The sequence below is a fragment of the Methanothermobacter sp. CaT2 genome, assembly GCF_000828575.1.
In the GTDB taxonomy this organism is placed as follows: Archaea; Methanobacteriota; Methanobacteria; order Methanobacteriales; family Methanothermobacteraceae; genus Methanothermobacter.
Map to the genome: position 1 here is coordinate 1528601 of NZ_AP011952.1, position 22496 is coordinate 1551096.

25 protein-coding genes and 2 tRNA genes are annotated in these 22496 nt (G+C 49.9%); 17 read left to right on the top strand and 10 right to left on the bottom strand.

What is annotated here, in order from left to right; all coding sequences use genetic code 11:
* Nucleotides 1-69: 69 nt before the first annotated feature.
* Nucleotides 70-276 carry a histone HmtA2 gene (gene hmtA2 / locus MTCT_RS07905; protein WP_048176230.1) on the bottom strand — a complete coding sequence of 69 codons (207 nt, stop codon included), beginning with the start codon at nt 274-276 and terminating at the stop codon, nt 70-72.
* Between the two features lie 252 nt (nt 277-528).
* Between hmtA2 and pth2 the strand changes: the two genes are divergently transcribed.
* The 5 genes from pth2 to MTCT_RS07930 all read left to right on the top strand — a co-directional run bounded on the left by pth2 (nt 529) and on the right by MTCT_RS07930 (nt 3383).
* Nucleotides 529-867, top strand: coding sequence for an aminoacyl-tRNA hydrolase (pth2, locus tag MTCT_RS07910; protein ID WP_048176232.1), 339 nt, complete (start codon nt 529-531; stop codon nt 865-867).
* Between the two features lie 38 nt (nt 868-905).
* The gene (locus tag MTCT_RS07915) at nt 906-1556 is read left to right on the top strand and encodes a delta 1-pyrroline-5-carboxylate synthetase (protein ID WP_048176233.1); all 651 of its coding nucleotides are present in this window, start codon (nt 906-908) and stop codon (nt 1554-1556) included.
* Nucleotides 1557-1718 (top strand): zinc finger domain-containing protein, encoded by a 162-nt coding sequence (locus tag MTCT_RS07920; protein ID WP_010877306.1) that lies wholly within the window; start codon nt 1557-1559, stop codon nt 1716-1718.
* Between the two features lie 51 nt (nt 1719-1769).
* Nucleotides 1770-2039 (top strand): elongation factor 1-beta, encoded by a 270-nt coding sequence (locus tag MTCT_RS07925; RefSeq protein WP_010877307.1) that lies wholly within the window; start codon nt 1770-1772, stop codon nt 2037-2039.
* 96 nt (nt 2040-2135) lie between these two features.
* A complete protein-coding gene (locus MTCT_RS07930; RefSeq protein WP_231855287.1) occupies nt 2136-3383 on the top strand; it encodes a tripartite tricarboxylate transporter permease in 1248 nt (415 codons plus the stop codon).
* 17 nt (nt 3384-3400) lie between these two features.
* Here MTCT_RS07930 and MTCT_RS07935 read toward each other — a convergent pair whose 3' ends face one another.
* A complete protein-coding gene (locus tag MTCT_RS07935) occupies nt 3401-4315 on the bottom strand; it encodes a class I SAM-dependent methyltransferase (protein WP_231855288.1) in 915 nt (304 codons plus the stop codon).
* A gap of 41 nt (nt 4316-4356) precedes the next feature.
* Between MTCT_RS07935 and MTCT_RS07940 the strand changes: the two genes are divergently transcribed.
* Together MTCT_RS07940 and MTCT_RS07945 are read left to right on the top strand one after the other, a co-directional pair.
* Nucleotides 4357-5928, top strand: a complete 1572-nt coding sequence (locus MTCT_RS07940) for a CpaF family protein (RefSeq protein ID WP_083750460.1) — start codon at nt 4357-4359, stop codon at nt 5926-5928.
* Nucleotides 5861-7018 (top strand): type II secretion system F family protein, encoded by a 1158-nt coding sequence (locus tag MTCT_RS07945; RefSeq protein ID WP_231855289.1) that lies wholly within the window; start codon nt 5861-5863, stop codon nt 7016-7018. Before MTCT_RS07940 ends, MTCT_RS07945 begins: the two co-directional genes overlap by 68 nt.
* Nucleotides 7019-7156: 138 nt before the next feature.
* Here the strand turns inward: MTCT_RS07945 and MTCT_RS07950 are convergent, their stop codons facing one another.
* The 4 genes from MTCT_RS07950 to cbiM are packed head-to-tail and all read right to left on the bottom strand — an operon-like array spanning nt 7157 to nt 9882.
* Nucleotides 7157-8092: an ATP-binding cassette domain-containing protein gene (locus tag MTCT_RS07950; protein WP_048176238.1), complete on the bottom strand. Its 936-nt coding sequence runs from the start codon at nt 8090-8092 to the stop codon at nt 7157-7159.
* 4 nt (nt 8093-8096) lie between these two features.
* Nucleotides 8097-8882: a cobalt ECF transporter T component CbiQ gene (gene cbiQ, locus MTCT_RS07955; protein ID WP_048176239.1), complete on the bottom strand. Its 786-nt coding sequence runs from the start codon at nt 8880-8882 to the stop codon at nt 8097-8099.
* Between the two features lie 32 nt (nt 8883-8914).
* Nucleotides 8915-9232: a PDGLE domain-containing protein gene (locus tag MTCT_RS07960; protein WP_048176241.1), complete on the bottom strand. Its 318-nt coding sequence runs from the start codon at nt 9230-9232 to the stop codon at nt 8915-8917.
* On the bottom strand, nt 9229-9882 hold the full coding sequence (gene cbiM / locus MTCT_RS07965; RefSeq protein ID WP_048176242.1) for a cobalt transporter CbiM: 654 nt from the start codon (nt 9880-9882) through the stop codon (nt 9229-9231). Before cbiM ends, MTCT_RS07960 begins: the two co-directional genes overlap by 4 nt.
* Nucleotides 9883-10210: 328 nt before the next feature.
* Between cbiM and cdhA the strand changes: the two genes are divergently transcribed.
* From cdhA to MTCT_RS08000, 7 genes are read left to right on the top strand one after another with little or no spacing between them, the layout of a single operon-like run.
* Nucleotides 10211-12553: a CO dehydrogenase/acetyl-CoA synthase complex subunit alpha gene (gene cdhA / locus MTCT_RS07970; RefSeq protein WP_084126307.1), complete on the top strand. Its 2343-nt coding sequence runs from the start codon at nt 10211-10213 to the stop codon at nt 12551-12553.
* Nucleotides 12550-13071 carry a CO dehydrogenase/acetyl-CoA synthase complex subunit epsilon gene (gene cdhB, locus MTCT_RS07975; RefSeq protein ID WP_010877317.1) on the top strand — a complete coding sequence of 174 codons (522 nt, stop codon included), beginning with the start codon at nt 12550-12552 and terminating at the stop codon, nt 13069-13071. Before cdhA ends, cdhB begins: the two co-directional genes overlap by 4 nt.
* 21 nt (nt 13072-13092) lie before the next feature.
* A complete protein-coding gene (gene cdhC, locus MTCT_RS07980; protein WP_048176246.1) occupies nt 13093-14475 on the top strand; it encodes a CO dehydrogenase/CO-methylating acetyl-CoA synthase complex subunit beta in 1383 nt (460 codons plus the stop codon).
* Between the two features lie 7 nt (nt 14476-14482).
* Nucleotides 14483-15241 (top strand): AAA family ATPase, encoded by a 759-nt coding sequence (locus MTCT_RS07985; RefSeq protein ID WP_231855290.1) that lies wholly within the window; start codon nt 14483-14485, stop codon nt 15239-15241.
* Nucleotides 15242-15251: 10 nt separating this feature from the next.
* The gene (cdhD, locus tag MTCT_RS07990; RefSeq protein WP_048176249.1) at nt 15252-16415 is read left to right on the top strand and encodes a CO dehydrogenase/acetyl-CoA synthase subunit delta; all 1164 of its coding nucleotides are present in this window, start codon (nt 15252-15254) and stop codon (nt 16413-16415) included.
* A 2-nt stretch (nt 16416-16417) separates the two neighbouring features.
* The gene (gene acsC, locus MTCT_RS07995) at nt 16418-17794 is read left to right on the top strand and encodes an acetyl-CoA decarbonylase/synthase complex subunit gamma (protein ID WP_048176250.1); all 1377 of its coding nucleotides are present in this window, start codon (nt 16418-16420) and stop codon (nt 17792-17794) included.
* 17 nt (nt 17795-17811) lie between these two features.
* Nucleotides 17812-18273 (top strand): 4Fe-4S dicluster domain-containing protein, encoded by a 462-nt coding sequence (locus MTCT_RS08000; protein ID WP_197538719.1) that lies wholly within the window; start codon nt 17812-17814, stop codon nt 18271-18273.
* Here MTCT_RS08000 and MTCT_RS08005 read toward each other — a convergent pair.
* The 4 genes from MTCT_RS08005 to MTCT_RS09250 all read right to left on the bottom strand — a co-directional run bounded on the left by MTCT_RS08005 (nt 18270) and on the right by MTCT_RS09250 (nt 21266).
* Complete coding sequence (locus MTCT_RS08005; RefSeq protein WP_048176253.1) at nt 18270-19619, bottom strand: HEAT repeat domain-containing protein; 1350 nt, start codon at nt 19617-19619, stop codon at nt 18270-18272. The two genes, MTCT_RS08000 and MTCT_RS08005, sit on opposite strands and share 4 nt — an antisense overlap.
* A gap of 59 nt (nt 19620-19678) precedes the next feature.
* Nucleotides 19679-19849: a hypothetical protein gene (locus MTCT_RS09375; protein ID WP_158498098.1), complete on the bottom strand. Its 171-nt coding sequence runs from the start codon at nt 19847-19849 to the stop codon at nt 19679-19681.
* Nucleotides 19850-19948: 99 nt separating this feature from the next.
* Nucleotides 19949-21106 carry an NAD(P)/FAD-dependent oxidoreductase gene (locus MTCT_RS08010; protein ID WP_048176254.1) on the bottom strand — a complete coding sequence of 386 codons (1158 nt, stop codon included), beginning with the start codon at nt 21104-21106 and terminating at the stop codon, nt 19949-19951.
* Nucleotides 21096-21266, bottom strand: coding sequence for a 4Fe-4S binding protein (locus MTCT_RS09250; RefSeq protein ID WP_231855291.1), 171 nt, complete (start codon nt 21264-21266; stop codon nt 21096-21098). Before MTCT_RS09250 ends, MTCT_RS08010 begins: the two co-directional genes overlap by 11 nt.
* Before the next feature lie 102 nt (nt 21267-21368).
* Between MTCT_RS09250 and MTCT_RS08015 the strand changes: the two genes are divergently transcribed.
* The 3 genes from MTCT_RS08015 (at nt 21369) to MTCT_RS08025 (ending at nt 22373) form a co-directional block, all read left to right on the top strand.
* Nucleotides 21369-21451 (top strand) — tRNA-Leu (locus tag MTCT_RS08015).
* Between the two features lie 35 nt (nt 21452-21486).
* A tRNA-Thr gene (locus MTCT_RS08020) sits at nt 21487-21559 on the top strand.
* A gap of 25 nt (nt 21560-21584) precedes the next feature.
* A complete protein-coding gene (locus tag MTCT_RS08025) occupies nt 21585-22373 on the top strand; it encodes a metallophosphoesterase (protein ID WP_048176255.1) in 789 nt (262 codons plus the stop codon).
* Nucleotides 22374-22496 lie beyond the last annotated feature (123 nt).

Below are 22496 nucleotides of genomic sequence, written 5' to 3' on the forward strand. Positions count from 1 at the left end.
TGAGGGAAACGCATCTCCTCTGAAGGAAAAAAGATGTGAAAAAATTAAAAATAAGAAATATATGACCGTCTATAACTTTTTAGCGGCCAGTTCTATGTCTGATGATTTAACAGTTTTTCTGCCGGCGTGCTTTGCAAGTTTAACAGCTTCTTTTGCTATTTCTTCGCCTTTTTCTTCCAGAATCTTTGCAAGTGCTTCCCTTGCGTCGTCGCTTATTCTCTGGGCACCGGCATTTTTTATGATTCTCCCAACTGGTGCTATGGGTAATTCGGCCATAATATCACCTCAGTTCTATATTTAACTCAATAGTATTTAAATTTATCGTTTTTTCAGCTCTTTTTTGCATCCATATCATGATTCTATATCACTCAGCCTCGGAGAATTTCACTGTAACACTAACACACACCGGTTGCTGTGTAAGGATCATGATGGTTAACATGTGCATCAGATGGTTGCTGGTAGCTTCCCGTTTCCTCAGCTTGGAAATCATTATTAGCGGTAAGGAAGATAGAACCCAGTGGTGGGAAAATGAAACAGGTCATAATAGTGAGATCCGATCTGAAGATGGGGAAGGGTAAAATAGCAGCCCAGGCCTGTCATGCTTCCATAGGATCATTTAAAAGGACTGAAGAGGATAAAATAAGAAAATGGGAACTTGAAGGCTCAAAGAAGGTCATTGTTTCTGTGAATAGTCTTGATGAACTGCTTGAGATATACAGGGCTGTTAAGGAGGCGGGAATCTCAAACTACCTGGTGAGGGATGCGGGACACACCCAGATACCCGCCGGCACCATAACCTGCCTTGGGGTAGGCCCCGATGATGATGAGAAGATAGATAAAATAACAGGTGATCTGAAGCTGCTTTAGCTGTGAGGTCCTTCCAGCAGATTAATCAGGTGTTTACCATGGAGTGGGTTGTTAAGATAGGTGGAAGCCTTTTTCCAGAACATGCCGCAGCCCTCCTTGAGAGCCTTGGGGGTACCGGTGCGGCTGTGGTCTGTGGTGGGGGTGCCTTTGCAGATATGGTGCGATACCATGATAGGAAATTCGGTTTTTCTGATACTGCAAATCATGAGGCAGCCATAATGTGTATGGACATAACTGGAAGGCTCATTTCAGATCTTGTGGAATCCGCAGTCCCTGTGAGGACTGTTACAGATTGCAGAGAAGCTATCAAGAGGGGTTTAACCCCCGTTATACTTCCTTCGGGGCTTCTGCGTTACACTGACCCTGCTGAACACTCATGGAGGGTTACCTCTGATTCCCTCTCACTCATGATCGCCCATATGCTGAAAGCGAAACTTTTAATAGCAACAGATGTAGATGGTATATACACTGAGAGGCCACCTGCCAGTGATGCTAAACTTATAAATGATATAAGTGCTAAAGACTTACTATCTTTTGGTGAGACATCAGTGGATGAAGCACTACCTGAACTTCTGATTGAACTGAAATCTGATTGTTATGTTGTAAATGGGAAATATCCCTCCAGGGTGCTGTCCATTTTAAGGGCAGGTGCTTCGGAATGTGTATGTACAGTTATAAGAGGTGATTAGATGACCAAGATGGAATGCACATCCTGTAAACAGGAGATACCTCTGGTTGAGACCTATGTGAAATTTGAATGCCCAATGTGCGGTGAGATGATCTACAGGTGCCAGAAGTGCAGGACCTTCGGCCATACCTACAGGTGCAAGTGTGGATTCGAGGGACCATAGGAAAAATATATAAATCAGTATTAATTTAATACTTTCTAGGGAGGTATTATTATGGGAGATGTAGTAGCCACCATAAAGGTGATGCCTGAGAGCCCTGATGTTGATCTTGAGGCCCTTAAAAAGGAGATCCAGGAAAGAATACCTGAGGGTACAGAACTTCACAAAATAGACGAGGAACCCATAGCATTTGGTCTCGTGGCCCTCAATGTTATGGTTGTTGTTGGTGACGCCGAGGGCGGAACAGAGGCTGCTGAGGAGAGCCTTTCCGGGATTGAGGGTGTCAGCAATATAGAGGTTACTGATGTAAGAAGGCTGATGTGATCTTAACGCCTTTTCCTGTATTGCAGAAGGTTAGTGATGTAAGAAGGCTGATGTGATCTTAACGCCTTTCTTACACACTTCAGATCATCTCAGGTGATGGGGATAATTGAAATCCTTTTTGCCTGTCTTCTTGGAGTCATAACCGGTGCATTGACGGGTCTGATCCCGGGTATCCATGTTAATACCGTTGGGGCGTTCATTTTTGCAGCATCAGGCCAGATTCTGGGTTTCCTCCCGGAGGAGGTTCTGGCTGTTTTTTTATTATCACTCTCTGTAACCCACGCCCTCCTTGAGTTCATACCCTCAACCCTGCTGGGGGTTCCAGATGAGGCAACAGCTCTATCAGTTCTCCCGGGGCACCGTATGGTGCTTGAGGGGAGGGCTGGTGAGGCAATAAGGGCTGCAACAGTTGGTGGTGTTGGCGGAATCCTGCTGACCATAATCCTTTTACCATTTCTCCTCCTGGCGTTACCACCCCTCTATGGATTTATCAGACCACACATCTGGTTAATCCTCATACTTCTTTCGGTTTACATGATGCTTAAGCTCAGCAGGAATTTGGAAACACTGCTATGGGCAGTTATACTCTTTCTTTTCTCAGGAGCGATGGGGTGGATTATTTTCCAGGCCCCAATATCCCCGGGACTTGGTCTGATGACACTGTTCACCGGTTTCTTCGGTCTCAGCACCATGACCTACAGTTTCAGTTCGGGATCATATCTACCTGAGCAGGAAATAGAGCCATTCACAGAGTTTGATGGTGGCACCGCCAGGTCTGTTCTTGCAGGCGGACTTGCATCCGTCCTTCTGGGATTCTTACCAGGATTTGGACCCGCCCAGGGCGGGATGATAGCATGTTCCCTCACGGGTTCGGGAGGAGAGGATTCACCGGGGGACTTCATCACTGCACTTTCATGCCTTAACACCTCGGATGCCCTCTTTTCCCTGCTGACACTCTACATAATTGGAAACCCCAGAAGCGGCATTGCTGTCTACATATCCCAGATCATGCAGGATATCGACGCCGGCCACATCTTCCTTTTCATATCAGCCTCCCTCCTGGCGGTATCCCTGGCGGCTGTGATAGCCATCAGGGCTGCTGATTATCTCTGCACCAATCTCTCAGGAATCAATTACGGAAAAATTTCACTGCTGGTCATGCTCTTCATGACAGCATCCATATTCATTTTTGCAGCCATGGAGGGGGCCAGCATACCCTTCATTGCCCTGGCACTTATAACATCAACGTCCTTTGGACTCATACCCCACTGTACCGGTACAAGTAAATCCCATCTCATGGGTGTACTTGTTATCCCGGCAGTGGCGGTCTACATGGGTATCTAGAGTGTATTCAGCCAGATTTATCTTATCAGCAGGGTGTTTTCTGCAAGTCTCTTTGCAGCATCAATAAATTCGCGAGGATCAACACCAGGGAAGGGGTCCACGATGCAGAGATCAAACCTCTCATCAATGAGATCTGGCAGTTCCCTTATATCCCTGTTGTAGACCCTGAACCCTTCATGGAATCCATTGACCCTCAGGTTCAGGCGGGTCATCTCACAGGCTTCCCTCCAGATGTCATTGAATACAACGTTCCGGGCACCGGCCTTAAGGGAGAATATCCCCAGGGTCCCCGGGCCGCATGTTGCATCCAGCACATTCTCAGGGCGTAGTGAGAGTATCTCACGCGCAGCAGTCTGAATCTTAAGGTTCTTTCCGGATGAAAACTCTATGTGGAGTCTGCTCTGCCTCCTGTATATTGATAGAGCTCCGGAAGGTGTTTCAATGATGTCACACCTCATATCGCAACCCGCAAGGAGCTCATATACATGGGGTCTGGTGCCGGAGTCCATCATCCCTGGAACAGTGCGCATATCACCCCTTAAAACACCCTTGACCTCTGGAACGTCTTCCATGATTGTTTCAGCGGTTCCTTTATCAAGATGGGGTGATAAAATAACAAGAGAGCGCTCTGGAAGGAATGGTGCAGATTCAAGGGGTAAAGCTGGAGTTATCAGGGGAGCCCCGACATCCCTGAGTCTGGCATCTTCAGGTACACATCCCTCCCTTATCATAATCCCTGCGACATGGGCCATGACAGCGTCAAGATGCCTCCGGCCGCATTCACAGATCCTGAGAACTGAACCGGATACGCCCTTAACGGGTCTGAACTTACTCAGGTGGGGGTCAATGCACCCATCGCAGGGGCTGTAGATATCAACACCGCCCCTGTAGGCAGGGAGGTCCTCCCCACAGACGGGACACCTTGCTGACATACACTTAAATATTATCCTCCACATATTAAAGGTTGAGTACTATGAGGGATAAGCGGAAGGAAATTCTGAAGGAGATCCTCGGGGAATTTGCAGCGGATGAGGAAGAACCACCCCGTGAGGAAAGGAAGGAGAGGCAGGCGGAATCGGAATTCAAGGTCGAAAAGGTACTTGAGAAGCCCAAGCCAAAACCAGCCTCTCCACGGGTTGATTTAAAGGACGTTGAGATAATTGAGGGAGACCTCATACCCCAGTACAAGGTTTCCCTTCCCAAGTTCTCTGAGAAGGAGAGGGAGCTCCTCAATGAGATCCGGGAAAAACTGGTTGAGGTCGCAGTCTCCAAGGGTGAAGAGTTCAGAATAGATGAATCCACCTTCATGTCTGAGGTTAAGGAGTTCCTCAGGATGAAGGGAGTTCGTAATGTTGACAAACTGGCAAAGCAGATATCCCAGGAGATGCTGGGGTACGGTGAACTGGACCCCCTAATAAAGGACGATGACCTTGAGGAGATAATGGTAATAGGTGTCAAAAAACCGGTATTCGTCTACCACAGGAAGCTTGGTATGATGATTACCAATGTCGTCTTCAACAACGATGACGACATAAAGGCCATCGTCGACCTCATCGCAAGGCAGGTCAACAGGCGTATAGACCAGCAGACCCCAATACTTGATGCGAGGCTCCCCGATGGTTCAAGGGTCAATGCAACAATACCCCCGGTTTCTCCAGATGGTTCCACCCTCACCATCCGAAAATTCAGGAAGGATCCCTTCACTGTTGTTGACCTCATAAACTTCAAGACCATGTCATCCCACCTTGCAGCCTTCCTCTGGGTATGCACAGATGGGCTGGGTGTGAAACCATGCAACGCCATAGTGGCGGGGGGTACCGGTTCTGGTAAAACAACAACCCTGAACACAGTATCTGCATTCGTGCCTCCGACCGAGCGTATAATAACCATCGAGGATACCCTGGAGCTTCAGCTACCCCACACCCATGTACTCAGGATGGAGACAAGGCCGCCCAACATAGAGGGTAAGGGGGAACTTGACATGGACACCCTCGTAAAGAACTCCCTCCGTCAGAGGCCCGACAGGGTCATTGTGGGGGAGGTGAGGGGCAGTGAGGCTATAACCCTATTCACAGCCCTCAACACAGGTCACAGTGGATTCGGGACACTCCACGCCAACACAGCAAGGGAGACCATAACCCGTCTCATAAACCCACCCATGAATGTCCCCCGGATCATGATACCGGCCCTGGACTTCATAATAATGCAGAACAGGATGTACAGGCCGGAGGGCGGCTCCATAAGGAGGATAACTGAGGTCGCCGAGGTCGTGGGTATGGAGGAGGGTAACGTCCAGCTCAACAGGGTCTTTGAGTGGAACAGCGTGGCTGATAAGGTTGAATATGTTGGTATAGCCAGCCAGACCCTCCGGGAGATAGCGGAACTGAGGGCCATAAGCATAAATGAAATCGAGGAGGAAATCGAGAGGAGGAGGCTCGTCCTTGAATACATGGCCGATGAGAATATAAGGAGCATAGATGAGGTGGGACGTTACATCCATGAATACTACAGGGACCCGGACGGTGTCCTGGACAGCATACTCTGAGGCGTATATAATGGTCTCCATCAGGGATATATTTGACAAACTTGGCGGCATAACACTCACATCCACAAAGAAGGTGGGTGAGGGTGTCCAGAAGCCGGTTCAGAAGATGGGTGAAATAAAGCCGAAGGCACCCCCCATTGGAAGGCCGGGAGGACTTCTGAAGAGGAGTTCAGAGAAACCAAAGCCAGGATTTCTCTCAAGGAGGGGCTCCGCCCGCGTCATAAGCCGCATGAAAATGACTCCTGAGGAGATAGAGGTCTTCAAGGGACTCATAGAAGCAGATAAGAGGCTGGAGGAGAGGGGTGAGGACAGTGCGACTCGTGCCAGCTTTGAGAGGGCGTCCCTTGAGGAACTCCTGAAGGAGGAGGAGAAGGAAAAGCTTGACCCTAAACTCATAATGATCCTTGGAGGTGGATCAGGAGCGGTCCTCCTGGTGGTGATGGTCCTCCTTGGATTTGGAATTGAGATAGGCCTTGCAATGATGCTTGCTGTTCTTTTCATGGCGATAATTATAATCTTCCTCCCGAACCTCCAGAGGGGTAAACGTTCAAGTGAGGCTTCAAGGGAACTTCCCTTCGCCCTCCGTCAGATGGCAACCGAGCTCAAATCCGGTCTCGGGCTCCATGACAGTATGAGATCAGTCGCGATGTCAGGCTACGGGGCACTCTCTGAGGAGTTTGCAAGGACCCTTGAGGAGATCAAGTATGGTGAGACAACAGAGAATGCACTCATTGAGATGAGCAACCGCATAGAATCTGATGGGCTTAAGAGGGCGGTTTACCAGATCACAAGGACCCTCAACAGTGGTGGGGACCTATCAAAGACCCTGAATGTTATAGCCGATGATATTGCCTATGAAATGAGGATGAAGCTCAAGGACTATTCACAGAAGCTTAATTCATTCACAATGATATACATGTTCCTGGCGATTCTCGGCCCTGTGATATTCCTCGTCATGCTTCTTGCAGCCGCCACGGTCATGGGTTCAGTTCTACCACCCATAGCCATAATAATGATATACCTGTTCCTCTTCCCCATGCTCGTGGGGTTCATGGCCTTCATGATCAAAAGACTTGAGCCAAAGCTCTAGCATCTGGTCGACAGCCACATTAATTTTTTGACAGCTTTGATGGATATTTGAGCTCTGGATCAATTTTTTAGAACTTTCACTTTACCGAAAAAAGGTTCTCCGGGCATTTGAAGTTCCGGATCAATTTTGCACAGCTTTTCACTGTTCCTTCAGGGCGTGGAGGAGTTCATGGTATTTCTTCTCTCCAAGGAGGTGGATGAGTCTGTGCTGTTTCTCTTCACCCAGAAAATGGAGCAGTCTGTGGTATGCATCTCCACCCAGGAGGTGGAGGAGTTCATGGTAGGTTTCCTCCACAGTCAGCTTCACATCAACTTCGAAACCAGCCATCCTGAGACGGTTCAGCAGATCAGCTGTCCTTGGAAGCCTTAAACTGGCCCTCCTGATTAGTTCAGCATCCCTGAATATCTCCCGGGGGGTGCCCTCTGCAATGAGTTCGCCACTGTTAAGGACAAAGACCCTCTCTGCAAACTGGCTTATTATTTCAACGTCATGGGAGGATATCATGACCGTTATGCCCTCCCTGCTCAGTTCAAGGAGTATCCTGATTATACCATCGGCTGTCTCCGGGTCCAGACCGGTCGTTGGCTCGTCAAGTACCATGATCTCAGGCTTCATTGCAAGTATACCGGCGATGGCCACCCTCTTCTTTTCCCCTCCGCTCAGGTGGTGTGGTGCCCGGTTCTCATAGCCGCTCATACCAACCTTTTCCAGTGATTCAGCCACCCTCTCCTCAACCTCATCCTCAGGAAGGCCGAGATTCATGGGTCCAAAGGCAACATCCTCCCTGACTGTTGGCGAGAATAGCTGGTCATCAGGGTTCTGAAAGACTATTCCGACCTTCTGTCGGATCTTGATCAGTTCATCCTTGCTGTAGTCTACCCTTTCACCATCAATTATGACCTCACCGGCAGCTGGTTTCAGTATGCCGTTTAGGTGCAGAAAAAGTGTTGATTTGCCTGCCCCGTTGGGCCCTATAACAGCAACCCTTTCACCCCTCTCCACCTTCATGTTTATACCCCTGAGGGCGGGTGTGCCGTCCGGGTAGCTGTAGCTTAAATCCCTGAGCTCGATCATCCAATCACCAGTAGCCGACCTGGAGTATATGGAGCAGCGCGAGTATAAAGATGTTTGCGGCTGCAAAGAGGACATCCCACCTGCCAAGGGTGCTTCTTGCAGTGTACATCTGACTGTCCTGGCTGTACCCACGGCTCAGCATGCTGAGGTACACCCTTTCCCCCTGCTCATATGCTCTCAGGAACATCATTGCAATGGTCTCACCCACCTTCCTGAGCCTCCAGCTATAGGATGTCCTTTTATTCCATATATCAAAGCAGCGGGTCTTCTGTGCGTTCCTTATCCTCTCAAGTTCATCATAGAAGAAGAACAGGTACCTTACTGTGAGGTTGAGCAGCATTGCAAAGTCTGAGGGGACACCGATTCTCCTTGCTGAACCAACCAGTTCCTGCATTGATGTTGTTGATGATAGAAGGATCACCGCTGTCACGCTCACGGTTACCTTCCCTAGGAGCAGGGCACCGAAGATCAGCCCCTCCAGTGTCACATCCATACCCAGGGGGCCGGTCCAGATAACAGTCCCTGGCCGTATGAAGGGCTGGAAGAGTGCAATGAAACCTCCGAAGGGGAGTATAAGGATTATACGCTTAAGGGCGTATGATGGTGATACATTTGATAGGAGTATAAGCAGGAGGAGATAGGCCTCCATCAAGATCAGTGTAACCACGCTGCTGGCTGAAACAGCGAAGGCTATAATTATGAAGGTTATTATGAGTTTGATACGCCCATCAAGCCTGTGGATTGAGCTCTCCTTGAGGCTCTCCCTTTCGATGTTTATGAGGTCTTCCATTCGACTTCACCAGAAAAAATTAATTGGGAGGATCACTCCTCTCCTCCCTCTTCACCTGCAGCTTCCCTGCCCCTGAAAACTGCGCCAACACCGTAGGCTATGGCCAGTACCAGGATCGTACCGATTACCATTGAAACTACACCGCCAAAGGGACTGTCACCCAGCGCCGGGAGGGTGTAGTCTGGTAGCGGTGACTCGAGGACGGGTTCTGTTTCAGGGTTTGGCATCACCTTCTCGGCGGTGCTCTCAAGGCCGTCCGGGTTTGGTGAGGCAAGGAACGGTGCCAGCACAGCTATTATGAGGGCAATTATTATGCCGGCAGTCATGAATTTTTTGTCTCGGGCATTCATTTTGATAACACCTCGGCACTTTTCTTTCCCCAGTCCCTCAGGGAGAAAAGATCAGGGCGGCTGCTCTGAATTGCAAGAACAACCACGACGGTTATTGCAGCCTCTATGAGGCCTATGACTGCGTGGTAGAGTCCCATCATCCAGAGTCCCTGTACGAGGGGGAATGTTCCTGCTATCCACATCTCCACTGCACAGGCAATGGCTGCAAGGAATATTGATGCCCATGATGCCACAATCACTGCGGGTATTTCACCTGCAGATCTCAGTGCCCTGAAGAGGTAGTAACCGGTGAAACCTCCAATCACACCCATGTTGAAGATGTTTGCACCCAGTGCCGTTATTCCTCCGTCACCGAAGATGAGTCCCTGCAGTATCAGTACAATTGAGAGAAGCAGGACAGCCGCCCAGGGACTTGCAAATATTATTGCAACAAGGGCAGCTCCAACCATGTGACCGCTGGTACCCCAGGGTATCGGTATGTTCATCGCCTGTATTGCAAATATTCCCGCTGCAAGAACAGCAAACAGTGGTATCTGCCTTTCTTTAAGATCCTTTCCAGCCCACTGCATGCTGAAGTAGAGGGCTACAAGGGCAATAAGCCAGTACACAAGGTACTGTGGGAATGGTATGAAACCATCTGGAATATGCAAGCTATTCGCCTCCTTAATCTTTTTTTAATTCCAATCACTATATCAAACATTCATATAATATAAAGGTTGAAGTGATTATTACTAATCTTCGGTTTCTCTTATATTGTGGTAATATCACACCCTGAGCGGAGGGATGACCATTGCAGGGGTCTCAGGGTGTATAATGGTAATAATCCTCCTTCTATCTGGCACATCTCCACCATTTATTAAAAAGGTCCAGGTCTTTATGTGTTCAGCGACAATGCACAAAGTTTATATATAGATTCCATAAAATGAAAAACATCATTATAAATCATTAATAATTGTCAATCGGGATTTAGTAATACTGGTGATAGATGTGGCGCCTGAATCAAAAAAAGCCAAAGACCTTAAAGGGGATTTCTGGGATGCCAAGAACATCCAGATATCCATAGGAGAAATAATAACTGAGGAAAAGCCTCCTGAAGAAGAGGTTAAGGGCCCGAAACCCCGTCCCCATGTGACTGACCTGAGATCATGGGACATGAAACTGCTTGAAAGGTACGAACCATTCTACGCACCATTCTGTGACATGTGCTGTCTCTGCACCTACGGTAAATGTGAACTTCTCGGGAAGAAGGGAGCATGTGGTATAGACGCAGCCACACAGCAGGCAAGGACGGTGCTGCTGGCATGCCTGATAGGGACAGCCGCCCATGCAGGACACGCAAGGCACCTGGTGGACCACCTCATAGAGAGGCTTGGAGAGGATTATAAGATAGACCTCGGCAGCAACGTGGATATAGAGGCACCAATAACACGGACGGTGATGGGTAAGAGACCCGCCACACTCGGGGACCTGAGGGAGGTGATGGACTACGCTGAGGAACAGATGTCCCACCTCCTTTCAGCCTGTCACACGGGACAGGAGGGGGACAGCAAGGACTTTGAATCAAAGGCATTCCACGCAGGCCTAATGGATGACCTTACAAGGGAGGTTGCAGACCTGGCCCAGATAGTGGCCCTGGACCTTCCAAAGGGTGACGAGGACGCACCCCTGGTTGAACTTGGATTCGGGACCATAGATACAGAGAAACCGGTTGTTCTCTGCATAGGCCACAACGTGCTGCCCGGCGCAGACATAGTTGACTACCTTGATGAGAATGAAATGGAGGACCAGGTTGAGGTCTGCGGAATCTGCTGCGCAGCAATAGACGTGACCAGGTACAATGAGGCAGCAAAGGTTGTAGGTCCACTATCAAAACAGCTCCGCTTCATAAGAAGTGGCGTTGCAGATGTGATAGTGGTTGACGAACAGTGCGTCAGGACAGATGTACTGGAGGAGGCCCTCAGGAACAGGTCAGCGGTCATCGCCACAACAGATAAGATGTGCCTTGGACTCCCTGACATGACCGATGAGGACCCTGATAAAATCGTGAATGACCTGATAAACGGTAACATAGAGGGCGCCCTGATACTGGACCCTGAAAAGGTGGGTGAGGTGGCTGTTAAGACTGCGATGAAACTTGCACCCATCAGGAAATCCCTCAAAAAGCTGCCAGATATTGATGAGATAATCGAGCTGGCATCAGAGTGCACAGACTGTGGCTGGTGCCAGAGGGTCTGCCCCAACAGCCTCCCGGTCATGGACGCCGTGAAGAAGGCGGCTGAGGGTGACATCAGCAAACTTGAGGAGATGGCCATCGAGGAGCTCTGCTACACCTGCGGACGCTGCGAACAGGAATGTGAAAGGAACATACCCATAGTATCCATGGTTACAAAGGCAGGTGAGAGGCGGGTCAAGGACGAAAAATACAGGATAAGGGCTGGAAGAGGACCGGCCCAGGACGTTGAGATAAGGAGGGTCGGAGCACCCATCGTCCTGGGGGATATACCTGGAGTGGTGGCATTTGTGGGCTGCTCAAACTACCCTGAGGGTGGAAAGGACGTCGCACTGATGGCAAAGGAGTTCCTTGAGAGGAACTACATCGTGGTAACAACAGGCTGTGGAGCAATGTCCATAGGCGAATACAGGGACGAGGATGGTCAGACGCTCTATGAAAAATATGGTGGACAGTTCGATGCAAAGGGACTCGTCAACATGGGGTCATGCGTTTCAAATGCACACGTATCAGGAGCAGCCATAAAGATAGCCAACATATTCGCACAGAAACCCCTTGAAGGCAACTTTGAGGAGATAGCAGACTACATACTGAACCGTGTGGGTGCATGTGGGGTTGCCTGGGGTGCCTACTCCCAGAAGGCGGCTGCCATAGCAACCGGTGTGAACAGATGGGGAATACCCGTCGTCCTGGGTCCTCACGGATCAAAGTATCGAAGGCTCTTCCTTGGAAGGGCAGATGATGAGGAGAAGTGGAAGCTGAATGACCTCAGAACAGGTGAGGTTATCGATGGGGAGCCAGCACCCGAGCACCTCCTCTACGCAGCAGAGAACCGGGAGGAGGCAACGGTCATGATAGCCAAGCTATGCATAAGGCCAACAGACACATCCAAGGGCCGTCAGATGAAACTCAGCAACTACATAGACCTTCACAGGAAATATCTTGGCACCATCCCGGACGATATAGACAGGTTCATAAGGACCGAGAAGGACATCCCGATAGTCTACAAGAGGGATGTCATGAAGATCCTTGAGGAGAAAAACTGGAAACCCAGGGAGCTTCCAAAGGAACCCTCACTCCTGGAGAGGTGATAGTCTTGAATGACAGAATAATACCATGGCAGCCCACTGTTATAGCCGGGCCAAAACAGGCAATGCTCGTAACACCCGAAACTGCGACCATGATGATAAAAAAGGCCAGGAGACCACTTATGGTTGTAGGGCCACTCGCCAAGCGCCAGGAAGTGCTTGAACATACGGTTAAAATCATAAGGCACTTCGATTTACCGGTGGTAGCAACGGCAGACACCTACAGGGCACTGAGTGAGGCCGGCATAGAATCAGAGCCCCACGGTATCGTGGAGATAACAAACCTCCTGAAGGACCCCTCCTGGGAGGGTATCCGCGGTGAGGGCCAGCATGACCTTGTAATATTCATAGGCTGCATATACTACATCGCATCCCAGGGCCTATCAAGCCTCAAACACTTCGCACCACATATAAAGACACTCACAATATGCAAGACATTCCACTCAAATGCAGATGCATCATTCCCGAACATGGATGATGATGAATGGTTCAGATACCTTGAGAAGATGTATGCTGAATGATCAGGATAATGGAGGAATTCAATGTTTGAAGACATACCAGTCGATGTAAGTCCCATGCATGAGGGGGAGAGGATAAGATCAGCCAACATGTTCGTTGAACTGGCAGGTCCCAAATCCATCGGAGCAGAACTGGTCCAGGTTAAGGACGAAGTCGAGGACGGAAAGGTGGAGGTCAGGGGGCCCGAGATAGATGAAATGGAACAGGGCCAGGTGTACCCCTTCGCCATAAACGTTGAGGTAGCTGGCAGTGAACTCGAGGAGGAACTTGAAAGCGTCATCGAGAGGAGGCTCCATGAGCTCTGCAACTATGTTAAGGGATTCATGCACCTCAACCAGAGGGACCAGATATGGTGTCGTGTGAGTACAGAGGCAAAGGACGCAGGTTTCAGGCTCGAACACCTCGGAAAGGCGCTCTCAGTCCTCTTCAGGGAGGAGTTCCCCATAATCGAATCAATAGCAGTAACACTCATGACAGATGAGGCAGCGGTCCAGGAATTCCTTGAGACAGCAAGGGAGAAATATGAGACCAGGGACTCAAGGGCAAGGGAACTTTCAGATGAGGACGTTGATGTCTTCTATGGATGTCTCATGTGTCAGTCCTTCGCACCCACACACGTATGCATAGTAACACCAGACAGGACAGCCCTCTGCGGCGCCATAAACTGGTTCGACTGCCGTGCAGCATACAAGATGGACCCTGACGGCCCGATATTCGAAATTGAAAAGGGTGAAGTCCTGGACCCTGAGAGGGGAGAATATGCAAATGTTAACGCTGCAGTAGAAGAAAATTCCCAGGGCACAACAGATAGGGTATACCTCCACAGTGTATTCGGTTACCCACACACCTCCTGCGGATGCTTCGAGGCAGTGGCATTCTACATACCTGAACTTGATGGTATAGGTATTGTTAACAGGGACTTCAGGGGAGAAACGCCCCTAGGGATACCATTCTCAGCAATGGCCGGGCAGTGCTCAGGAGGAAAACAGGTTGAAGGTTTCTCAGGTCTCAGCCTTGAATACATGAGGTCACCCAAATTCCTCCAGGCAGACGGAGGATACCACAGGGTGATCTGGATGCCAAGGGAACTCAAGGAATCTGTCCTGGAATTCATCCCGGAGGACGTCCGGGACAAGATTGCAACGGAGGAGGATGCAACATCAATAAAGGATCTCAGAAGATTCCTGAGGGACAATGAACACCCTGTCCTTGAAAGGGCGGCCGTTGAAGAAACTGAACCCGAAGAAGAGGAGGTTGAGGAGGCATACCCTGAGGAGACCCCGATTCCAGAGGGAGTCCCTGTAATGGCAGCACCTGAGATGACCCTCCCGGCAGCCGGAGGATTCAGGATAGTCCTCAAGAATGCAAAGATCTACGCTGAGAAGGTAATAATAAAGCGCAAATAAATCTCTCATGAGTGGTCACGTGATAATAGCAGTAAGTGGCAAGGGCGGTACGGGAAAAACGATGTTTTCAGCTTCCCTCATAAGGATCCTGGCATCAACAGGTGCAGATGTGCTTGCAATAGATGCTGACCCGGACTCAAACCTCCCTGAGGCCCTGGGGGTTCCGGTCAGCGGCACCGTGGGTGATGTCAGGGAACAGCTCAAGAGGGATACGGCTGCAGGCAGGATACCCCCATCGGCGAACAAGTGGGACATGCTTGACTACAGGATAATGGCCTCCATAACCGAAACCAGGGACTTTGACCTCCTTGTCATGGGCCGCCCGGAGGGAAGTGGCTGCTACTGCGCAGTCAACACCATGCTGCGAAGGATAATCGAGAACATAGCAGAGAACTATGACTACATAGTCATAGATACCGAGGCCGGCCTTGAGCACCTCAGCAGGAGGACAACCCAGAACGTTGACATAATGATAGTTGTAACCGACCCGTCAAAGAGAGGGATACTCACCGCAAGGAGGATAGTCGAACTCTCACAGGAACTTGAGATAAAATTCAAGAAGGTCTTCCTGGTCCTCAACAGGGTAAGGGAGGGGGACCTTGACAGACTGGAGCTGGATGATGGCCTTGAGGTCATAGGTGTCATACCCGAGGACCCCCTTGTCTCCAGTTACGACATGGAGGGCAGACCACTCTATGAGTTACCTGAGGATTCTGAATCATTCAGGGCCATAAAAAAGGTTGCAGAGAAGATTTTAAGTTTATAGAGGTGTGCTTATGGATAAATTAACGGAACTTCTGAAACTACTTCAGAACACAGAATCCATCGAGATAAACGAGTTCAGGATGGATGTTGAGGAACTGGAACTCTACCTGATGCCTGCAGTCCAGCAGGCCATACAGAAAACAGTTGAGGTGAGGGAGGCTGTCGAGGCACTGCCCGCGGAGGAGTTCAACCCACCCATAAGGTCATACCCCGGTGAGGTTGCCCAGGTAAAGCTTGGTGAGGGCACCCGCAAAAGTGTTTACCTTGGGGGGCAGAAGGCCCTCTACAGGTTCGAGGAGCCACAGCCAAACCCGCCGGTTGTCACATTTGACGTATTTGACATACCCATGCCTGGACTGCCGAGGCCAATAAGGGAACACTTCAGTGACGTCATGGAGGACCCGGGGGACTGGGCACGTAAGGCCGTGAAGGAATACGGCGCCAACATGGTCACAATACACCTCATAGGAACAGGCCCCAAGGTCATGGACAAATCCCCCAGGGAGGCCGCAAAGGATATCGAGGAGGTCCTCCAGGCAGTGGACGTCCCACTGGTGATAGGGGGATCCGGGGACCCTGAAAAGGACCCGCTGGTCCTTGAAAAGGCCGCAGAGGCAGCTGAAGGTGAAAGGTGCCTCCTTGCATCTGCCAACCTTGACCTGGACTACAGGAAGGTTGCAAGGGCAGCCCTTGACCACAACCATGCGGTCCTCTCATGGGCCATCACAGATGTCAACATGCAGAAGACCCTCAACCGTTACCTGCTTAAGGAGGGACTTAAACGTGAGGATATCGTCATGGACCCAACAACATGTGCCCTGGGTTACGGTATAGAATTCTCAATAGACGTCATCACAAGGACCCGGCTGGCAGCCCTCAAGGGGGATTCTGATCTCCAGATGCCAATGTCCTCAGGTACCACAAACGCCTGGGGTTCAAGGGAGGCCTGGATGAAGAAGGATGAATGGGGACCCACAGATTACAGGGGGCCCCTCTGGGAAATCGTAACCGGACTTACCATGATGCTCTCAGGTGTGGACATATTCATGATGCTACACCCCACCTCAGTCAGACTGCTGCGGGAGATAGGTGAAACCTTCACAAGGGAGTACATGACAGCTGAAACACCTGACCTGAGGGAATGGATAACTGAACTTGAATACCAGGAGGTTTAAAATTGCAGGTCACTGCCATGGATGTATACCGTTTACTTCCAAAAACAAACTGTGGTAAATGCAATGAGGCCTCATGCATGGCTTTTGCCACAAAGCTCATAGAAAAGGAGGTCACCCTTGATGATTGCCCACAGCTCAGTGGAGATGAAAGACAGAAACTGGAGAACCTTCTGGCCCCTGCTGTGAAGGAAATAACCTTCGGGCCGGAGGAGAATCAGGTGGTTGTGGGTGGTGATGAGGTCCTCTACAGGTATGAACTCACATACTACAATCCAACAGCCCTTGTGGTTGATCTTCCAGATGATCTTCCATCAGAGGAGCTCCTGAACAGAGCCCAAAGGATCATGGATCTGGAGTTTGAGCGTACCGGCGAAAAACTCACTCTCGATGCAATAGCCCTGAGGAACAGATCAGGGAGCCCTGAAAAATTTGCCGAGGCAGCAGAAGCCATAAGCAAACTCAAATTCCCTGTGGTCCTGTGCACCTTCGATGCAGAGGCCATGAAGGTGGCCCTTGAGGTCCTGGGTGATCAGAAACCGCTCCTCTACGCCGCCAGGGAGGACAACCTTGGTGAAATGGCAGAACTCTCAGTTTCATACGGGTGCCCCCTTGTGCTTTTCTCACCCGGCGACCTTGAAGAGATGAAGAATCTCTCAAGGAGACTCAGGGCCCTGGGAGTCACTGAAATTGTGCTTGACCCCGGCACATTCACGGGTGAGGGGATAGGCGACACCATAGACAACTTCGTCATGATAAGGCGCCTTGCAGTTGAGGACAGGGACGAGGACTTCCGCTTCCCAATAATGGGCATACCTGCACTCTCAAGGCTCACGGTATCCGATAAAATCGAGGCAAACATAAGGGAGGCCACAGTGGCAGCCACCCTCATGAACAGGTACGCTGACATCCTCATACTCGCCGGAACCGAGATATGGGAGATCATGCCGGTCCTAACACTCAGACAGGGACTCTACACCGACCCGAGGAAGCCCCAGGCCGTTGATCCAGGTGTCTATGAATTCGGTGATGTTGATGAGAACTCCCCGGTTATACTCACAACCAACTTCTCACTCACCTACTACACGGTTGAGGGGGACCTCAAGTCAGGTGATGTTACAGCATACCTCCTCGTCCTTGATACAGAGGGCAGGGCCGTGGACGTTTCACTGGCAGGAGGACAGCTCAATGGTCCGGCAGTGGCTGAGCTCATAAAGGAGACAGGTATAGAGGAGCGGGTCAGGGACAAGGTCATGATAATCCCTGGACTTGCAGCTCCTGCAAGCGGTGAGATAGAGGATGATACTGGCTGGAGAGTCCTTGTTGGACCAAGGGACTCCTCTGGAATACCAGACTACCTTGATAAACTTGCATCAGAGTGAGGGGTGGTTCAGTGAAGATGCTGATGGTCATGGACCCTGCGAGGTGCAGTGGCTGCGATGACTGTATAAATGCGTGCAGGGAAACCCACGGAGTCGCCAGGGCAAGGAAGGGAGATAGGATGCCCCTATTCTGTCTGCAGTGCCATCCAGAGAAGGCTCCCTGCGCAAGGATATGTCCGGTGGGTGCCATAAGGGAGGTTGACGGGGCCCTTGTTGTTGATGAGGAGTCCTGCATACTCTGCAAGCTATGCATGGTGGCCTGCCCGGCTGGCATGATTGTGATGAACACTGAGAAGAAATCAGCAGAGAAATGCACACTCTGCATGGACGCAGACGTCATACTGCCAGCCTGTGTGGAGGCATGCAAGGAGAATGTTCTTAAACTGGTCTCCCTGGATGACCTTGCTGAGCTGAGGGATCGCGCTGACTTCAGTGAGGTCCTTGAGGAGGCAGTGAAGATATACGGGAAAAAGATCTAGCCATCCCCTCTCTCCCCGTAGCCTTGGATTTCAACGTGAAGGGTGTTTATGAACACCCTTATATATTTATATGATTCCTTCAGGTCCTCAATGGGGCCCCTGAAGTAGATGTAGTATATGTATCCTCCCTTTTTGAAGATGAAGGTCACTATCCTTTCATTTTTTGTATCTGCAGTTATCATGTATCCATGTTCACTGTCAACTGTTATATTGCTCCTTGCTATGTTAAGGAGGCCCCTCATATTCAAAACTTCAAGGATGATCTCTGAAAATTCATCGGCAGTTAAACCCTCAGCCCTCCGCCTTTTTATGGCTATTTTGAGATTGTCACTCCAGGCATCAATGAGCCTCTCACCGTCGCGGGTCTCAAAGATGTTCCAGAACCTGGGGTACCTGAAGCTGATTTCACCGTCATGGAATTCCTCTAGATCAGGTTCAACGTCGATGATGTCAATGGCTTCACGTGCCTTCCTCCTCACAAAGAGGTAGGGATCCTTGAGGGCCATGTGGAGATCCTCAAGGGCTGCAGGGTCACCTATGCGTCCGAGGGCCTCGGCAACCTTGCCACGGACATAACGATTTTCATCCCTTCTGCGACCCGCGGGCATCCCTTTAAGCCTGGGCACAGCCCTTCGGGATCCTATCTCACCCAGGGCCTCAACAACCATGGCACGTGTCTGCCATTGCGGGTCTGAAAGTTTCTCAAGGAGGGGGTCCACAGCATATTCACCCATATTAACGACGGCCAGCAGTATATGGCGTCTGACCTCTGTATCGGGGTCATTGAGGTTATCCAGAAGGACTTCAAGGCACCTTTTATCCCCGAATCTTCTTATGACCTTCGCAGCGGTTTTACGGACCATCCATGAACTGTCGCCCAGGGCCCGGGATGCATATCTGAGGCCCAGTTCAGGGTCCAGTCCTGCAATGGACTCAATGGAGTTCCTCCTTATATCCTCTGATGGATGGTCCACAAATTTTTCAATGGCCCTCAGGGAGTCCTCTGATGGGAACTCTGAGAGTGACCGCATTGCACCTATTTTAACTTCATCATCAGGATCCTCAAGGGCCCTGAGGAGGGGTTTAACCGCCGAGGGGTTTCCTATTTTTCCGAGAGCCCTTGCTGCGGCCGCCCTCACACCTGCAAGTATGGGGTAGTCCTTCTGCCATTCCTCATATCTGAGGGCGTCCATGAGGGCATCAGCAGATCTCTCATCTGCTATCCTCTCAAGGGCAACTGCGGCCTCCCTTCTAACGGTAAAATCATGGCTTTTGAGGGCATCTATGAGGCCGGAAACATCATTGGACATCAGAAGAGCATTGATCTTATCGGTGAATGCAATCACAATCCCCCCTAAATCTCTAATTTATAATTTACTCTGGAAAAAATAAGTTTTGTGGTTTTTCAGGGATCAGCGATTTCAGAGGCAAGCTTCATGGCTTTATCTTCTCCGTATATAATCTTCATATTCCAGAGGAATGTGAGGAATGATTTAAGGGGGGTGGGGTCCTTTCCAATCCCTCTTTTCTCGATGTAGCCAACTGTTTTCTCTAGGGATGTTTTATCCCCCGCCACACTGTAAATCAGTGCAGTGTTGGCATAATCTGCCAGACAGTATACACTTTCGTCTCCAGCAGAGAGGAGTTTGATTCAGCATATAAATTCCTGATAAGTTTAAAGAATATCTCTGAGTATTCTTAACATTGAAGGATAGTCCTTTAAAATCCTCAGAAGGGATATCTTTGAAATTGAACTTAAATCTTTTCCCTCAAGGGATTTCAGCAGGGCATCGAGTTCCTTATCACCGAGCCCATCAAGGATTTTCCTGAATTTGAGTGACCTTTCAAGGTTCTTACCAATCTTTTTGCGCCATCTCATCTCATACCTTGAGAGGAATCTGCCGTCAACCCTTCCAGATTCAATGGCCTCGGCGGCAACCTCACCGGCGATTTTTGCGCATTCAGCTGCAAGGTGTATCCCACCACCGGTGAGGGGGTCAACCTGTCCGGCGGCATCCCCCACAACCAGGAGACCATCTGTGAAGGTCCTCTCAATGGGTCCGCAAACAGGTACAGCTCCTGCATTGAATTCTATCCTCTTAAATCCTCTCTCCTCCATGAACCTGTTGAGATAGCTGAGGGGACCCCTCTCTGAGCAGCTTTTTCTCCGTATTCCAAGGCCCACATTTGCCCTTCCTTCACCCTTGGGGAACACCCAGAGATAACCTGATGGTGCAAAACGGCTCCCGAAGTAGAATTCCATGGTTTCAGGGTCCACGTCCATACCTGCAACCTCGTACTGGACACAGGAACAGAGGTCAGCTGGCCTGAAACCTGTTTCAAGACCGGCCTTCCTGGCGATGCTGGACTGCACACCGTCTGCGGCAATCACCATTCCACATTCAACCTCCTGGACTCCATCGGGCCCCCTGAACACCACACCACTGACTGATCCCTCCCTGAATATTAGGTCCCCTGCGATGGACATTGTGAGTACATCGGCGCCGGCTTCAGCGGCCCTCAGTGCAAGGTACTTGTCGAAGGACTTTCTTTCGAGGATATATCCCCTCACAACAGGATTTTCTGTCACAATCCTGGCACCGAGGGGTCCGTTCACCGCGGCTGCCCGGATCCTTGTGCATGTGAACTCAGGAAGCGGTTTTAAACCTGTCGATTTGAAGAAACTGTCACTCACTCCGCCTGCACACTGCACAGGGGTCCCGATTTCAGGGTTACGCTCCAGTAACAGAACACTGAGGCCCAGCCTTGCAGCGTGATAGGCCGCTGTTGAACCGGCTACCCGTCCACCAATAACCACCACATCATATTTCATGATAGCACCTTATTGCATCCACTGGACAGACCGCAGCACAGTCACCACATTCACTGCAGCCTTCACCCACCATCAGTTCATATTCGAGTTCAAGCACATTAAATGGACAGACACTAACACAGGCACCGCACCGCATACAGATTGATCCATCATGCTTCAATTGACCACCACTATGGATATGGTCATCAGATTGAATTAAGTTTACCAGCCACACATGACCGTTAAATTAATATACCACTTTCTACTACTAATCAATTACCATGCAGGGGTGCCCGAGCGGCCAAAGGGGGAGGACTTAAGATCCTCTGGCGCAGGCCTTCGAGGGTTCGAATCCCTTCCCCTGCACTAAGAATTTTAACGGTTCTGATCATGTTATGATTGCCTTAGTGGCTCAGGTGGTAGAGCGATGCCTTGGTAAGGCATAGGTCGGGGGTTCGAATCCCCCCTAAGGCTTTTCTACTGATTTTAAGGTGTTCTAATGGAGAAAAAAATTGCCCAGATTTCAGATGTGCACTTCGGTGAGAAGAACTTCTCAGATCAGCTCAGGAAAAATCTTCTACACCAGCTTGAAAATGAGAACCCTGACCTCATAATAGTCTCAGGTGACCTCACAACAGAGGGATACTCACACGAGTATGAACTTGCAGCAGCATTTGTGGATGAACTTAGGACCATCACATCCACCTACACAATCCCCGGCAACCATGATGCAAGGAATGTGGGTCTTATCCACTTTGAGAAGTTAATAGGAAGGAGGAAGTTTGTCCACCACGACTCTGAATTCGCGGTTATAGGCCTTGACTCCTCTGAGCCAGATATAAACGACGGTCAGATAGGAATGGATCAACTTGACTGGCTCAGTAAGGAACTTGAACGTGTTCCTGATCACCTGTGCAAGATAGTCACATTTCACCACCACCTGCTACCCATACCCAACACAGGGCGTGAGAGGAACATCCTCCTGGACTCAGGTGACCTTCTTAAACTCCTGAAGGAATACGGTGTGGATTTTGTGCTCAACGGACACAAGCATGTGCCTAATGTGTGGATGATTGAGGGAATGGTTACACTTAACTCTGGCACAGCCACAACAAGGAAACTGAGGGGTGAGACATTCCCTTCACACAACCAGCTAAGAATAAACGATGACAGGATTTCAGTTGACCTCATAAACACTGAGAACGGCTCAGTGAGGGAAATAGCCAGTTACTCTGTCCGGGTTGAGGATGAGGAATACAGGATATGCTCCTATATGCACTCCATATGAATACCCGGGGGTTCATCATCAATAAATTCATTTTTGATGCAAAGCTTGATATACCAGCAGAACATAACTGTTCTCTAATAGAGAAAATAAATATGCATAATATGATCTAAAATGCAGATGTCA

What these genes read in the sequence shown, in the direction of transcription:
- hmtA2 (WP_048176230.1), bottom strand. Translation starts at nt 276, where the DNA reads ATGGCCGAATTACCCATAGCACCAGTTGGGAGAATCATAAAAAATGCC.
- pth2 (WP_048176232.1), top strand. Translation starts at nt 529, where the DNA reads ATGAAACAGGTCATAATAGTGAGATCCGATCTGAAGATGGGGAAGGGT.
- MTCT_RS07915 (WP_048176233.1), top strand. Translation starts at nt 906, where the DNA reads ATGGAGTGGGTTGTTAAGATAGGTGGAAGCCTTTTTCCAGAACATGCC.
- MTCT_RS07920 (WP_010877306.1), top strand. Translation starts at nt 1,557, where the DNA reads ATGACCAAGATGGAATGCACATCCTGTAAACAGGAGATACCTCTGGTT.
- MTCT_RS07925 (WP_010877307.1), top strand. Translation starts at nt 1,770, where the DNA reads ATGGGAGATGTAGTAGCCACCATAAAGGTGATGCCTGAGAGCCCTGAT.
- MTCT_RS07930 (WP_231855287.1), top strand. Translation starts at nt 2,136, where the DNA reads ATGGGGATAATTGAAATCCTTTTTGCCTGTCTTCTTGGAGTCATAACC.
- MTCT_RS07935 (WP_231855288.1), bottom strand. Translation starts at nt 4,315, where the DNA reads ATGTCAGCAAGGTGTCCCGTCTGTGGGGAGGACCTCCCTGCCTACAGG.
- MTCT_RS07940 (WP_083750460.1), top strand. Translation starts at nt 4,357, where the DNA reads ATGAGGGATAAGCGGAAGGAAATTCTGAAGGAGATCCTCGGGGAATTT.
- MTCT_RS07945 (WP_231855289.1), top strand. Translation starts at nt 5,861, where the DNA reads ATGAGGTGGGACGTTACATCCATGAATACTACAGGGACCCGGACGGTG.
- MTCT_RS07950 (WP_048176238.1), bottom strand. Translation starts at nt 8,092, where the DNA reads ATGATCGAGCTCAGGGATTTAAGCTACAGCTACCCGGACGGCACACCC.
- cbiQ (WP_048176239.1), bottom strand. Translation starts at nt 8,882, where the DNA reads ATGGAAGACCTCATAAACATCGAAAGGGAGAGCCTCAAGGAGAGCTCA.
- MTCT_RS07960 (WP_048176241.1), bottom strand. Translation starts at nt 9,232, where the DNA reads ATGAATGCCCGAGACAAAAAATTCATGACTGCCGGCATAATAATTGCC.
- cdhC (WP_048176246.1), top strand. Translation starts at nt 13,093, where the DNA reads ATGTTTGAAGACATACCAGTCGATGTAAGTCCCATGCATGAGGGGGAG.
- MTCT_RS07985 (WP_231855290.1), top strand. Translation starts at nt 14,483, where the DNA reads ATGAGTGGTCACGTGATAATAGCAGTAAGTGGCAAGGGCGGTACGGGA.
- cdhD (WP_048176249.1), top strand. Translation starts at nt 15,252, where the DNA reads ATGGATAAATTAACGGAACTTCTGAAACTACTTCAGAACACAGAATCC.
- MTCT_RS08000 (WP_197538719.1), top strand. Translation starts at nt 17,812, where the DNA reads ATGCTGATGGTCATGGACCCTGCGAGGTGCAGTGGCTGCGATGACTGT.
- MTCT_RS08010 (WP_048176254.1), bottom strand. Translation starts at nt 21,106, where the DNA reads ATGAAATATGATGTGGTGGTTATTGGTGGACGGGTAGCCGGTTCAACA.
- MTCT_RS08025 (WP_048176255.1), top strand. Translation starts at nt 21,585, where the DNA reads ATGGAGAAAAAAATTGCCCAGATTTCAGATGTGCACTTCGGTGAGAAG.